The following is a 13,842-nucleotide window of genomic DNA, read 5'->3' as shown; positions in this document are numbered from 1 at the left end:
AGATCCCCATGAAACACCGGGGCTAATCGGGAAGTCAAAACTGGACGGTAGAAGTTCCGGCCGCACTCAGACTGCAGCGGATGGCTCGCCGCAGCACGCACCGAAACGACCGGGCTCTAGGGTTGCCTCGCCACCTCCCCAGCGACCTCGGCGATCGAGCGGTCACACCCATCCGACAAGAAGAAGCCCCGATTTAGCGAGATCCGCCGGCGCCAGGGCGGTTCAGGCCGTGGCTGGATTCGGCCGGGATGGGTTCGCCTCCCTGCTTGCGGGCAGCAAGAAAATCATCAACGAGTTGCACGCATCCGTCGTGGTCGACGGTGCAGAGCCCAGTAAGGCGAGCGAACACGACGGGACCCAGGAGTTGAACGATCGCGAAGGTGGTGTCGACGTTGCCGAGCTGTGCTCGAACGTCAGGCTGTGTGAGGATGCGGTCAAAGGGCTGCCGGTATTCCTCGATGACTCGACTGCGCAGTGAGGTGATCGCGGCCGAATCGGCAGGATCGCTGCCGCCGACTGATCCGATTGACAGCCAAGCCAGAGTTGTAATGTTCAGCGGCGCCTGGTCAATCAGGTCAGCTTGGGCCGTGAGAAGCGCGATGAGTTGGTCGCGTACCGACCCACTGGCGGTAGAGACCTCGACGCGAGGCAACAGCCGCTCGAAGGACGCTGCAAGCAACTGGGCGGTGCCGCCGAAATGCCGATAGAGCGTGGCCCGCGCAACCTTTGACATTCGAGTGACCGCCTCGACGGTAACCGCCTCTACACCGCCAGTGCTCAGAAGATGCGTAGCAGCGTCGAGCAATCGTTTTCGTGAGCGCAGCAGTCGCGGATCGAGCTGATCGTCGTCCGTAGCGGGCCGGTCAGCACTCCAGTCGTTCACGCTCTCCCCCTTCGGCCGACGGTCACTTCTCGTCCAAGCTAACCTGTCCAGCCAGCCGGATACTGTGATACTACTTGTCTCAGACCAAGACCGACCATCTCACAGCAAGGGGCCGGCGATGAACTCACCGCAACAGACCATCACCGAGTCATCCCGGTGGACCCGAGCTGAATGGTGGATGCTCACGGTGTCGTGCCTGGCCGTGGCGTTGGTGGTCGCGGCCATGGCCGCGCTGTATTCGGCATTACCGCAGATTGCGGTAGAGACTGGAGCGACGCAAGCCCAGCTGACCTGGATCGTCGATGGCTACACGCTGGTACTGGCGTGCCTGGTCCTGCCCGCTGGAGCGATCGGTGACCGCTACGGCAGACGGGCGGTTCTCGTAATAGGTCTGGTGATATTCACCTTGGCGTCCGCACTTCCCCTACTGCTGTCTGACCCGGCGTGGTTGATCGCTGCGCGAGCGATTGCCGGGGCGGGCGCTGCGCTGGTAATGCCCTCGACGCTCTCGATTCTGACTGCTGGTTTTGCCGCCGTTCATCGCGGCCGAGCAGTAGGTGTGTGGGCTGGAGTCGCCGGCTCCGGAGCAGTGTTAGGCATCCTCGGCGCCGGGGTGTTGCTTGAGCGCTGGTCGTGGGTGTCGGTATTTGTTGGACTGACCGCAGCGGGAGCCCTACTGGCCGCGCTGGCATGCACGATCGCTGAGTCCAGCCAGCATGATCACCCTCCCGTGGACTGGGTGGGCGCGGCGGCAGCTGCAGTCGCGGTTGCGGGAATCGTATTCGCCACGATCGAGTTTCCAGCGCGGGGTTGGGCCGACCCGATCGTTCTCGCCAGCGCCGGGGCCGGCATGTTGGCGACAGCCTTTTTTATCCTGATTGAGCTGCGATCCTCGGCCCCCTTGTTGGATGTTCGGTTGTTCGCCAAGCGCGGCTTCAGCGCCGGCTCGTTGTCGGTGGCCATCCAATTCTTGGTCACTTTCGGGGTATTCCTACTCCTGGTGCAGTACCTGCAACTGATCCTGGGATACGGACCGCTGGCCTCGGCGTTGGGATTGGTGCCGATGACGGTCCCCCTGATCGTGATCTCGGTGATCGCCCCCCGACTGTCACAGCGATTTGGACTACGAGTGATGACCGTCGCCGGTCTGGTGACCATCGCAGTTGGCCTGATGCTGGTCAGCCGGATGACCGTCGACGCACGTTACCTCGACCTGCTATGGCCGCTGTTGATCATGAGCGCAGGGCTCGGACTATGCACAGCCCCAGCGACCTACGCGATCATCGCCGAAACTCCGGAGAGCAAACACGGGGTCGCCGCCGCAGTCAACGATGCGGCCCGCGAGATCGGCGCTGCGATGGGGATCGCAGTGGCCGGCAGTGTGCTGGCCGCCGGATACACCCGCCACATCCAACCCGCCCTGCCTCAGTTACCCGAACCTGCCCGCGGTCCGGTCTCCGACTCCCTGGCCGCCGCCCTAGAGATCGCCGCACAAGCCGGACCAATGGCGCAACCATTGGTCGACTACGCCAAAGAGGCATTTGTCAACGGCAGCAGTCAGGCCACACTTACGTTGGCAATCCTCACCGCCGCAGCCGCAGTCTTGCTAGCGATCCTTGCCCCGGGCACTGCTCCGCGCGACCACAAGACCACGGCCAGTTCCACAGCACCGCCACACCGGGACAGCGTCGGATAGGTGGCCCGTCCGGCTTCCGGCTGCACTGACTCGTGCCTGGAGAAACTGCGCAAGGTCAGCAAGAACCGCGGTCCCTCCCGAGTGCCGAATCTCGGCGGTCGAGCTGCTGTGGCTAGCGATACCCACCATCTTCAGGGCGGGGGTCAGTGGCTGGTGCGTCCACGCCCGCCCGCTTCAACGCGCTGTAGTGCGCGGTAGAGCGTGGATCGGCCAACTCCGAGATTGCGGGCGATCACTGATGGCCCCTCCCCTGCCTCGATGCGGGCCCGGGCTTTGTCGACCTGCTCGGCGGTCAGGACTCGCTTACGACCCTTGTACTTGCCCTTCGCCTTAGCGATGGCAATGCCCTCGGCCTGACGTTCACGAATGATGGCCCGCTCGAACTCGGCGAACGCCCCGAGCAGCGAAAGCATCAGATCGGCTCGAGGATCTTGGGCGCCGGCGGCGTAGGTAGCCCGTTCATGGACAAACTCCACACTCGCGCCCTTGGCAGTGACCTCACCAACGATCTGCTTGAGATCGACCAGGGAACGAGCGAGTCTGTCCATTGACGCGACCACCAGCTCGTCACCGTCCCGGAGATACCTAATGCACTCTTCGAGCTTCACGCGATCGGCACGCGAGCGAGCGGACTGTTTCTCGACGTAGGCCCGGTCGCACTCCCCCACCGCCTCGAGCTGACGCGCCTCATTCTGATCCGCAGCCGACACCCGCACATACGCCACCCGCTGACCGCGTGGACGCGAGGCCCGGCGAACCGACGTCGGATCCGGCTTCGGCTTCTCCTCGACGATGTTCTCCGAGTCCGTTGACTCCACCCGAAGGCTCCAGTCCAACTCGTCTCGGCGACGGAACCGAGTCCGCATCTTCCCGCGGCTGACGATGAGTGTTAGGGACGTGCTTCGGATAGCAGGGTTCTGATGATCGGGTAGCGCGAGTATGAGCATCGGATAGCGGTGCCGGTCCTCGTGTGCTCGTGTCGGTTCTACGCGTGGCAACCAGGCTGCGCGTGGATCCGAACAGGAGGCACGGGTGACTGATTACCGATTGGTGATGTCGCTACTGCTGCAGGACAGGTCCTACCGGGACATCGAGGCGATCGCGGGTTGCTCGCATCGCACGGTCGCGAAGGCGAAGAAGGTCTGCCACGAGCACGGGTTGACCGCCACGAGCCAGGTCGAGGCGCTCAGCGTCGAGGAGATCGACGTCTTGTTCGCCGATGGGCGCAAGACGCCGTCGAAGGAGTTCGTCGCCTTCGACGTGGCGGCTGCCGTGAAGAAGCGCACGGGCAAGAAGAAGCTGCCGCTGCGGGTGCTGTGGGCCAACTACCTCGACACTGACGGCACGCCGGGGCAGCGGCACTACAGCTACCAGCGGTTCTGCCAGATCATCGGCGAGTACGTCGAGGTCAACGAGCTGACGATGCGGATCACGCACGTGCCCGGGCACACGATGCAAGTCGACTGGGCGGGCACGAAGATGGCCATCTTCGATCCCGTCACCGGCACCAAGACCACAGTGTCGGTGTTCGTGGCGTCGCTTCCGTACTCGGGGATGGTCTTCGCCTGCGGCTGTCTGGACGAGAAGATGCCGAACTGGCTCGACGCGCACTTGCGGGCGTTCGAGTACTTCGGCGGCGCGGCGCAGGTGATCGTCCCGGACAACGCCTCGACGGCGTCGAACCAGATCGCCCGCGGTGACCGGGCCCGCGAGGTCAACCGTGAGTACCGGGACTTCCTCGAGTATCACCAGACCGCTGCCGTGCCCACTCGGCCGGTGCGCCCGACAGACAAGGGGAACGTCGAGGCCGGAGTGAAAGTGGTGACGAACTGGGTGATTGGACGCCTGGCCGATCGGCGCTTCGCGAGCCTGGACGATGCGAACGACGCGATCGCCGCCGAGGTGGAGGCGATCAACGACCGGACCCCGTTCCGCGGCCAGAAGACCAGCCGCCGGGAGCTGTTCACCGAGCACGAGCAGTCGGAACTGTTCGACCTTCCCGAGGCCCGCTGGCAGCCAGTCATCTGGAAGAAGTCCAAGGTCAACAGGGATTACCACGTGGAGATCGCCACGGTGAAGTACTCGGTGCCCTACACCTTCGCTGGCCAGCACGTCGATGTGAAGATCACCGGCCCCACACTCACGGTCATGGCTGGCGGGGAGGTCATCGCCTCCCACGCCGTCTCCGGTAGGCGACATTCCTTCGTGACCGACCCTGACCATGTTCCCGCGCAGCATCTGCAGACCTCGGACCTATGGTCGCGGGCGTACTTCGTGCGCCAGGCCCACAAGATCGGACCGCACACCGTCGCCGCGATCAGCGAGGTCCTCGATCGCCAGCGGATCGAGGCTCAGGGCTATCGCTCGTGCCAGAACATCCTCGCCCTGGCCCGCGGGGACAACAAGATGCTGCTCGAGCGGGCCTGTGGCCAACTCGTCTCCGAGACCTCCCGCCGGGCGATCAGCTACACCGCCGTCAAGCAGCAGCTGGCGGCCCTGAGGACCCAGGCCGCCGCCCGGCCCACCACCACGCAGCCGGCGGTGGCGGCTACGACGGACCGGCTGGAGCCGCCACCGGGTCGGCGAGATACCACCGGGGCGCATCTGGCCGGGCCCGAGCAGTTCAGCCTCGCCGCCCTCACAGGAGGCCCGAGCCCGAGCAGCGGCACCGCGGGGCAGGAGGAGCTGCAGTGACTGATCGTCATCTCACCGACGCCGACATGCCACTGTTCACCCAGTTGCGGATGACCGCGTTCGGCCAGACCGTCATCGACTTGGCCAACGATCCCGCCTGCGACGAGTGGACCTTCTCGGAGAAGATCTTCCACGCCCTGGACAAAGAGATCACGGCCAGGCAGGAACGCCGGACCCAGAAACTACTCAAGGCCTCCAGATCGCCAAACCCTGACGCCTGCGTAGAAGAGATCCGCTACCTGCCTGACCGCAACGTCAACCGCGAGCTAATCGCACGACTTTCCAGCTGTCAATGGATCGACGCCACTCGTAATCTCGTCGTGCTCGGCCAGTCCAGCGTGGGCAAGACCTACCTCGCCCAGGCACTGCTCAATGCCGCGTGCCGAAAGTACTACACCGCGAGGTTCTTCCGACTCGACGACCTGGCCAACCGGCTCGCCGTTCTGGAGCCGACCTCGCAGCGCAGGCTGGACTTCCTCACCGACCTGCACAACTGCGACCTGCTGGTTCTCGATGACTTCCTGACCACGCCGGTGGCTCCGCACACAGCGGCGGAGCTGCTCAACATCCTTGCCGCTCGGGAAGGCCGGGGCTCGACTCTGGTGACCTCGCAGTTCGATCCGCCCGATTGGTACAAGTCGCTCCAAGACGCGGTCATCGCCGAATCGATCCTCAACCGGATCGTCGCCGGCGCCGAGATCATCGCCCTCGACGGCCCGAACATGAGACGACACCTCGCCACGGCAACGCCATAGCGGCCCAGCGGTCGGACGGGCAGATGCCGCTATCCGATGCCCGTCCGACCGCTACCCGATCATCAGAACCGCGCTTTCCGAAGGGCGTCCCAAACAACGATGAGCACCTCCTCGCCACCGTCACCCGAACGGTCAAGCAATGTCCCGATCCGATCAGCCACCAGAAGACCCTTTCGCCGAGCAGATGTATCAATACACCCTAGACCCAACGGGACGACGTTTCATAAATAGCAAAACACACTGTGGCTTTCGCCGTTATATGGCGGGGTTCTGTCGACGCTCTGTGGCGGCATCTGCTCATGGCGATACACGCGAGCACCGGTCTGGTCACAGATAGCGGCAGACGGTCGTGGTGTCGCATTTGGTGGGGTCGCTGGTGGTGGCACTGTGGTGAAGGTGCGCGACGGTGTGTCGCAGTGCTTGCAGGTCGGCGATTTGGCGGTCCAGGTCGCCCAGGTGGGCTTCGAGCAGGGCGTGCACGTGCTGGCAGGGTGCGACTCCGGCGTCGCGGATGTCGAGGATCTCGCGAATCTGGGCCAGGGTGAGCCCAGCGGTGCGGCCGCGGCGAACGAAGTCCAGGCGCGCCAGGGCCGCAGGGGTGTAGTCGCGGTATCCGTTGGCGGTGCGCTCAGGCGCAGGTAGTAGGCCGGCTTCTTCGTAGAAGCGCAGCGTCTTGGTTGTGGTGCCGCTGGCCACGGCCAACTCACCGATGCGCACAGTGGCCCCTTTCTCGGCTCTCGTCCATGTTCGCCTTGACCTTCCCCTGCGCTGGAACGTCCACTATGGACGCTGAAGAGGGGTCACGCGAAGGAAGGTGGGCAAATGGGTGTGGACTACGACGTCGATCTGGCCGTGATCGGCTCAGGAGGCGCGGCGATGTCCGCCGCCATCGCGGCCAGCCAGGCCGGTAAGAGCGTCGTGCTGGTTGAGCGCGGTGTTCTGGGCGGGACGTGCGTGAACATCGGCTGCGTGCCGTCCAAGACGCTCCTGGCGGCCGCCGGGGCCCGGCACGCCGCGCTCACCAATCCCTTCAAAGGTGCCCCAACGTCAGCCGCACCGGTGAACCTCGGCGATCTGGTGGCCCAGAAGGACGCACTCATCGAGCGCCTGCGTGATGCGAAGTACGCCGATGTGGCCGCTGCCTACGGCTTCCAGGTCCGCCCAGGCCAGGCCAGCTTCCTGGACGGGGACACCCTGGCCGTCGACGGCCAGGCGCTGCGGGCCCGGGCCTATCTGGTCGCCACCGGTGCCACCCCCGCCATCCCGGAGGTGGTCGGTCTCGACTCTGTGGACCGGCTGACGTCCACCACCGCGATGCAGCTGACCGAGCTGCCTGAGTCCCTGGTCGTTATCGGTGGCGGGTACGTCGGGATGGAGCAGGCCCAGCTGTTCGCTCACCTCGGCACCCGGGTCTCTGTGGTCGGGCGTCTGGCGCCGCACGCCGAGCCGGAGCTGGCCCAGAGACTTCGGGAAGTCTTCACCGACGACGGCATCACCGTGGTCGAAGAGCGCGCGACCACTGTGGCCCGCGAACTAGGCCCCGCAGGAGAGGTGGTGGTGACCACGGACTCGGGCGAACAGGTGCGCGGCGCGCAGGTCCTGGTGGCCACCGGACGCCTGCCCCGCACCGACGGCCTGAACCTGGCCGCTGCCGGTGTGGACGTGGACGAGCGCGGCTTCGTCGTGGTCGACCAGACCCAGCGCACCTCCAACCCGCGCGTCTGGGCCGCCGGTGACGTCTCGGGGGCTCCCCAGTACGTCTACGCCGCCGCCGCCGGCGGTCGGGCCGCCGCGCTCAACGCCCTGACCGAGGACAGGTACCCGCCGGCAGCTCGGGTCGACTACGCCGGCTTTCCTGCGGTCGTGTTCACCCGGCCCCAGCTGGCCTCGGCGGGGTTGACCGAGGACGAGGCCCTCACCCGAGGGCACGCGTGCGACTGCCGCGTCCTGGACCTGTCCGATGTCCCCCGGGCGCTCGTCCAGCACGACACCCGCGGGGCGGTGAAGCTCGTCGCCGACGCCGTGAGCGGCAAGGTTCTGGGCGTGCACGCTCTGGCGGACGGGGCCGGGGAGATCATGCTGGCGGCCACCTACGCCATCAAAAGCGGCATGACCGTCGACGATCTGGCCGACACCTGGGCGCCGTACCTGACCATGAGCGAAAGCCTGCGCATCGTGGCCGGCCTCTTCCGAAACCAGATGCCGACGTCATGCTGCGCCTGAAACCCGCGGCCCCAGCGGGGTGGACGAGGGCTCCCGCGGCGGCCCGCCTGGCGCCGTGAATGTGCCTTAAAAACCTACAGTTTTTCAAGACACTCGGCCCCGCCCTAGACACCGGCCTGTGACTTGCTCCGATAGATGACGCGTTCTTCGCGACGGTGAATGTCGCGTCCGAAGCTCGAGGGGACGTGACCACGAGACTAGGGCTGAGCAGCAGTCAACTCAGCGATATCCGGTTGTGTGTGAGCCGCAGTGGCAGCTGTCACGAAGGTCTCGCTGCTAAGTGTCCGGCGCCGCTGTGTCGGCCGCGTTGATCCCGTCGGCGAGTGGTTGCCGAGACAGCGACCTTCCAGCCGGGTTACCACGTCAACGCGGCGGCGGCCTCGTACCGGTGTCGAGCGATCCTCTCGGGTCTTCGCGACCAGCTCAGCAGTTGCCCGTATCCAGCGACGGGATCGAAGGAGGGTCGGATCCTAGGTGCGCGGGATGCCGTCACGCGGTGGCGTCGATGACGTCGCCATTGCGTGGGAGCAAGCCGTTGAAGGTGAGGCGGACTGCATTGGCGCGAGCGATGTCAGCGGTGTCGATCGCTTGGACATGAACGTGCGGTTCGGTGCTGTTCCCGGAGTTCCCGCATTGCCCGAGCACGTCACCGACCTGTACGTGCTGTCCTGGCTGTACGCGCACGCTGCCATGGACGAGATGGCAGAGGGCTACCACGATTCCGCCGCTTTCGATGAAGACGTGGTTGCCGGCAAGCGCTACCCATCCTGCCTGTGCTCGACGTTGCTGGGTGAGGGCGTAGCCGATCGAGGGGAATCCGCGATGCGCGGGATGGTCCGGCTCGACGTCGTGTGCTGCGATCACGACTCCCTGCACAGGTGCCAGCACGCTGCGCCCGAAGCCCGGGAATCGCTCCGGGCGTTCGGAGCGCAGCAACGAGCCGAGCGTGATGGGCGCGGAGCGTCCCGCGTCGTTGACGGGCACGAAGTCGATCGCGTACGACGTCGCGAACAACGCTGTGCCGTGGCTGGGCACGCGATTGGCCGGGCTGTTCTGGACGAGCCATCGACCTGTGAATGGGTACTCGAGGTCAAGGAGGTCGGCCACCCGGTTTCCTTTCTTGGTCAGACGCGACGACTGTGAAGCGAGGATGCAAGCCTCCCCGTGGCGCTACTCGACGCTCCCACTAGCCTCCCACCTATCCATCCCCCAGGCGGTTGATTCTCGCCCGCGGTCGACATCGCAGGGTGTTCCGCAAACGACCGTTCATGAGTCAGCCGCCTCTCTTGTCAGATTCAGAAGTCGGCGGCACATCAACCTAGATCTCACCTGGCGTAGTGCTGTCAGGTTCTGAACGCTGGTAGTTCAATACTCGTGTGCACCTCGGCGCCTTCTGCTCAATAGCCCTGTTCTCAAAGATGGGCGACGGGTCGGCGACGATAACGACATTCCCACTCCCCCAGTCACAATAACCATCGTCACCACCATTTACATGACGTAGAATGAGTGACGGATTAAGTGACTCCTTTCGATCCGTCGCCAAGAGGCTGAGATCCTGTCACGTAAACGAACGAATAAGTGACGGAGGTGGCGGCAGTGTTAGTCGGGTACATGCGGGTCTCGAAAGCCGACGGTTCTCAGAGCACGGATCTACAACGGGATGCGTTGCTTTCGGCTGGCGTCGAGACCGATGCCCTGTATGAGGACAAAGCCTCCGGCAAGAAGGAGGATCGGCCAGAGCTGGCCTCCTGCTTGAAAGCTCTCCGATCCGGCGACACCTTGATCGTGTGGAAGCTGGATAGACTCGGCCGAGACCTCCGGCACCTGGTCAACATCGTTCACGATCTGACCGAGCGAGGCGTAGGCCTGAAGGTCTTGACCGGGCAGGGCGCGGCGATCGACACCACCACCGCATCCGGAAAACTGGTGTTCGGCATCTTCGCCGCGCTAGCCGAGTTCGAACGCGAACTCATCTCGGAGCGCACTAAAGCCGGGCTGGAGTCGGCGCGAGCTCGAGGTCGCAAGGGCGGTCGCCCGTACAAGATGACCCCGGCCAAGGTTCGTCTCGCAATGGCGTCCATGGGTCAGCCCGAAACCAACGTCGCAGCGCTATGCGAAGAACTGGGCATAACGCGTCAGACTCTGTACCGACACGTATCACCCACAGGAGAGTTGAGACCAGACGGAAGAAGGCTCCTGAAGAAGGCGTGATCCCAACTCAAGCGCCACCTGTCAGCGCGACGCTCGCGTCGTCGCACGGGCAGGTCCCGGGGAGCTCTCTCCCCTACTCGCGAGGCAGAACTGCACTCCGGCCCACCAGCGTGAGCAGCGAGACTGCAATCTTCAGCTAGCCTTCATCGCCATTTAGTCGTGAGACCACGACATTGGCGTCGACATCCTCAGGAACAGCCATCTGTAGGGACTCTCCCTGAAGACTGCCCTGCACCCTGACTGCGGAGAGAATGTCGCCGTCGCTCTTCGTCACCAGGCGCGCGCTTTCGCCAGCTTCGGACGCTTCTGTCGAGAGCTTCTGCACGACTTCAGCTCCATCGCTATCAAGCGTCACGTCAATCATCCTGGGCCCTGACGACGCTGCAGAGTCAACACCCACTCGCTCGAAATCTGCCGGATTGATCAGAATGTTCTCGCCTTGGAACAAGACACACTGCGAGCTCGAATCGTCTGCACAGGTCTCCGAGACGGCCATCTCCAATACGGCCGCCGACTCGCCAGAGGCATTCTCAGAGGCCGCTGGTGCCCCTTCGTCGGCGGTACTTCCGCCGTCCGTGCAAGCCGCTAGGGCCAGTAACAGGGGCGCGACAGCAGCAAGTTTCCACATAGAAGTGGACCCTACCTAACGCCGCTTCCCGTCGCGGCAGCATTGTTGGCTCTGTTAACAGCCACAAGCAGATCCACCCCAGACCAGCCTTAACCTGTCAATCCGAATCATGCCCGCCACTCGACCGTTGGCTGCATCGCATCGCCGTGAAGACGGCTTCTGAAATCGAGGCTGTCGCCTTCTGAAAACGACACTGCAGGCGGCGCGCAACACGCAACGCCGCGCCCTGAAACAGCAGCTCCGCGAGCTCACCACTCACGCTGGCTCACTACCTGAAGACACCCGCCACAGCCCCGAAGCTGCGCCGGCAACGGAGAGCGCCCCCGACCGCGCAGCGCCACCCCCGGCCCGACACGGACTGAGAACCTATGCCAACGACTGAGCCAGACAACAGCAAACCCATCTCCGTCCTCTTCGAACCAGGCGACGACGGGCGCCGGTTCCTCAGCGGCCACTTCGACGAATTCAGAGAAGCACCACCGCCCCACGCACACACGCGGCCAGCGTTCGTGACCACGCGGGAGCACCGCCGGTTCAAAGAGTTCGCAGACACCGTCCGCTCCCACCGCTACATCGGCCTCTGCTACGGACCCCCCGGGATCGGCAAGACGCTCTCCGCCCGCCACTACGCCGGCACCGACGAATGGGAACAATGGCACCCACTTTCCCGCAGCGGCGGTGCCCTGCCGCCCGTGCCCGAAGCGGTCCAGCAAAGCAGAACGGCCTTCTTCACACCTACCGTCGCCGCGACCATCAAGCAGATCGACCAAGGCCTGCCTCGAGCCTGCCAACACATCTCCTGGGCCATCGACTATGCCCAGCACGGCCACGTCGACCCCTACGTTCACGCCGAATCCCAGCACAGCGGGAACACCGAACTGCTCATCATCGATGAAGCTGACCGGCTCAAAACCGCCGGACTCGAACAAGTCCGCGACTTCTACGACCGCCACCGAATGGGCGTCATCCTCATCGGTATGCCCGGCATCGAGAAACGCCTCGCCCGCTACCCCCAGCTCTACAGCCGCATCGGGTTCGCCCACGAATACCGGCCCCTCCGCAGCGACGAACTTACCGCCGTCGTCGCACAGCGCCTCCCGGACCCCAACCCCGATGACTCCGGTCTCGCGCACACGGCAGCTCTGGCCGCGATCGTCCGAGCGACCAACGGAAACTTCCGGCTGGCCGACCGGCTCGTCACCCAGGTCAACCGCATCCTCACCATCAACAAGCACACCCACCTCACCCCCGAAGCCGTCGACGCCGCCCAGGAAGCCCTGCTCATCGGACGCTAAACGGCGCCGAAACCACGACACCTACCGCCGCGATTCACACCTTTCCTCGAGGAACGGACTCTACAGATTGTCTCGTTAAGTCGTCTTGGCGAGAACTGTCGCATCTGACGCCTCGGCAGGGGTTTGTGGGGCACAATCGGGTCATGAGGCACTTGGGGTACACCCGCGTCAGTACCGCCAGTCAGGATGCGCAACTGCAACTGGACGCGCTCGTGAATGCTGGGGTGCAGAAGCGGGATGTGTTCTCCGATGTCACCTCAGGCAGCCGGACCGCGATCGAACGCCCGGGCATGAAGCGATTGCTCGACTACGTCGAGCCCGGCGACACCGTCGTGGTCTGGCGCATCGACCGCCTCGGGCGCTCCCTGCTCGACGTCCTCAACACAGTGAACCTCCTCCGCGCCAAGGCCGTGAAGATCAAATCCCTCTCAGACGGCATCGACCCAGAGACCACCACAGGCCGGCTGATGCTGGGCATGCTCGCCACCCTGGCCGAATACGAACGCGAACTCATCACCGAGCGAGTCAACGCCGGCATCGCCGCCGCCAAACAGAACGGCACAAAGTTTGGCCGGCCCCCGGTCGATCCCGCAGTGATCTCCGAGAAACTCGAGATCGCCCAAGACGCCCGAAAGAAGGGCCGAACCGCCGCCGAAGCCGCCAGCTTGGTCGGATGGTCTCGAGCCACGCTGTACCGCCACCAACAAGCTCAGTGTGAGCGCCACTCTGAAGGCGTTGCGCCGGCGTGACGGCAGGACGCGACTCATTACTACGACTCTGGCCGAGGAGTTTCGAATATCGAGCACCCGGACCACCCGCGGCCGCAGCCCATCGAACTCGTTGACACCTCATCGTTCGTTCGCTGGACGAGCAGATGCGTGTCACCTACGAGCCGATTCCCCGTGGGCTGCCCGACGAAGATTTCCACAAGCCTTATCGACTGTCTGACGTTGATGCTTAGATTTCACTCAGAACACAGTCGACCAAAGAGAGGCGCCATGTCCCGCATTCGAAAGCTCATCGCCACTGCAGGCATGTTCATGCTCGGTTCCATCGCGATCCCGGTCGCTCATGCTCAGCCACTCCCCGGCGGATCTGTAGAGTTGCCGGCCGTCGAACCTATGCCGGTGGCGGTCCCGCCCGGTTCTGTCGCCCAGCAACTACCGCCTCTACCCTTCCCGTTTTTCTGGGTGGACCACCTGTTTTCGCCCCCTGCCGCTCCGACATACGTCGCCTCGAACTGGGTTGTACCCTTCAGCGGGTGCCCGGCTGCGAACCAGAGGGCTTTCGCGCAGGACGGAACACAGCTCTGGTGCACTTATCTCGATCTGACCGACGCACGGGTATGGGCTCCATACACCTCGAATGTCCCCTGGACACCTGACTTCAGACACAAACCCCTGACACGAGTGACCAATTCGCTCGGCGGACTGTGACTCTCAGCTTCGATTGGCGGG

At 64.3% G+C, this 13,842-nt stretch carries 12 protein-coding genes; 7 read left to right on the top strand and 5 right to left on the bottom strand.

The window, feature by feature from the left end:
• Nucleotides 1-193 precede the first annotated feature (193 nt).
• Nucleotides 194-883 carry a TetR/AcrR family transcriptional regulator gene (locus tag G6019_RS02460; RefSeq protein ID WP_107749262.1) on the bottom strand — a complete coding sequence of 230 codons (690 nt, stop codon included), beginning with the start codon at nt 881-883 and terminating at the stop codon, nt 194-196.
• Nucleotides 884-1,001: 118 nt separating this feature from the next.
• Between G6019_RS02460 and G6019_RS02455 the strand changes: the two genes are divergently transcribed.
• Nucleotides 1,002-2,579: an MFS transporter gene (locus G6019_RS02455; protein WP_156607492.1), complete on the top strand. Its 1,578-nt coding sequence runs from the start codon at nt 1,002-1,004 to the stop codon at nt 2,577-2,579.
• Between the two features lie 143 nt (nt 2,580-2,722).
• On the opposite strand, the gene G6019_RS02450 is transcribed toward G6019_RS02455, so the two are convergent.
• Entirely contained in the window at nt 2,723-3,526 is an 804-nt protein-coding gene (locus G6019_RS02450; protein WP_182612377.1) for a recombinase family protein, read from the bottom strand.
• 85 nt (nt 3,527-3,611) lie between these two features.
• Between G6019_RS02450 and istA the strand changes: the two genes are divergently transcribed.
• Together istA and G6019_RS02440 are read left to right on the top strand one after the other, a co-directional pair.
• Nucleotides 3,612-5,273: an IS21 family transposase gene (gene istA / locus G6019_RS02445; protein WP_231750410.1), complete on the top strand. Its 1,662-nt coding sequence runs from the start codon at nt 3,612-3,614 to the stop codon at nt 5,271-5,273.
• Complete coding sequence (locus G6019_RS02440) at nt 5,270-6,028, top strand: ATP-binding protein (RefSeq protein WP_007633699.1); 759 nt, start codon at nt 5,270-5,272, stop codon at nt 6,026-6,028. Before istA ends, G6019_RS02440 begins: the two co-directional genes overlap by 4 nt.
• Nucleotides 6,029-6,355: 327 nt before the next feature.
• On the opposite strand, the gene G6019_RS02435 is transcribed toward G6019_RS02440, so the two are convergent.
• Entirely contained in the window at nt 6,356-6,745 is a 390-nt protein-coding gene (locus tag G6019_RS02435; protein WP_007928756.1) for a heavy metal-responsive transcriptional regulator, read from the bottom strand.
• Between the two features lie 105 nt (nt 6,746-6,850).
• Between G6019_RS02435 and merA the strand changes: the two genes are divergently transcribed.
• A complete protein-coding gene (gene merA, locus G6019_RS02430) occupies nt 6,851-8,251 on the top strand; it encodes a mercury(II) reductase (RefSeq protein ID WP_156607459.1) in 1,401 nt (466 codons plus the stop codon).
• Nucleotides 8,252-8,740: 489 nt separating this feature from the next.
• Here merA and G6019_RS02425 read toward each other — a convergent pair whose 3' ends face one another.
• Complete coding sequence (locus tag G6019_RS02425) at nt 8,741-9,358, bottom strand: M23 family metallopeptidase (protein ID WP_061712677.1); 618 nt, start codon at nt 9,356-9,358, stop codon at nt 8,741-8,743.
• Nucleotides 9,359-9,862: 504 nt separating this feature from the next.
• Here G6019_RS02425 and G6019_RS02420 point away from each other — a divergent pair.
• Nucleotides 9,863-10,462, top strand: coding sequence for a recombinase family protein (locus G6019_RS02420; RefSeq protein WP_194305374.1), 600 nt, complete (start codon nt 9,863-9,865; stop codon nt 10,460-10,462).
• 136 nt (nt 10,463-10,598) lie between these two features.
• On the opposite strand, the gene G6019_RS02415 is transcribed toward G6019_RS02420, so the two are convergent.
• Nucleotides 10,599-10,817, bottom strand: a complete 219-nt coding sequence (locus G6019_RS02415; RefSeq protein WP_126851384.1) for a hypothetical protein — start codon at nt 10,815-10,817, stop codon at nt 10,599-10,601.
• Between the two features lie 782 nt (nt 10,818-11,599).
• On the opposite strand from G6019_RS02415, the gene G6019_RS02410 reads away from it, so the two are divergent.
• Both G6019_RS02410 and G6019_RS02405 read left to right on the top strand, forming a co-directional pair.
• The gene (locus G6019_RS02410; RefSeq protein ID WP_231861306.1) at nt 11,600-12,385 is read left to right on the top strand and encodes an AAA family ATPase; all 786 of its coding nucleotides are present in this window, start codon (nt 11,600-11,602) and stop codon (nt 12,383-12,385) included.
• Nucleotides 12,386-12,528: 143 nt separating this feature from the next.
• Nucleotides 12,529-13,134, top strand: a complete 606-nt coding sequence (locus tag G6019_RS02405; protein WP_182612142.1) for a recombinase family protein — start codon at nt 12,529-12,531, stop codon at nt 13,132-13,134.
• The last annotated feature ends 708 nt before the right edge of the window (nt 13,135-13,842 follow it).

Source organism: Dietzia sp. DQ12-76, assembly GCF_014145045.1.
In the GTDB taxonomy this organism is placed as follows: Bacteria; Actinomycetota; Actinomycetes; order Mycobacteriales; family Mycobacteriaceae; genus Dietzia.
Note: the sequence above shows the minus strand (reverse complement) of the source record. Positions and strands in the feature narration are given on the sequence as shown.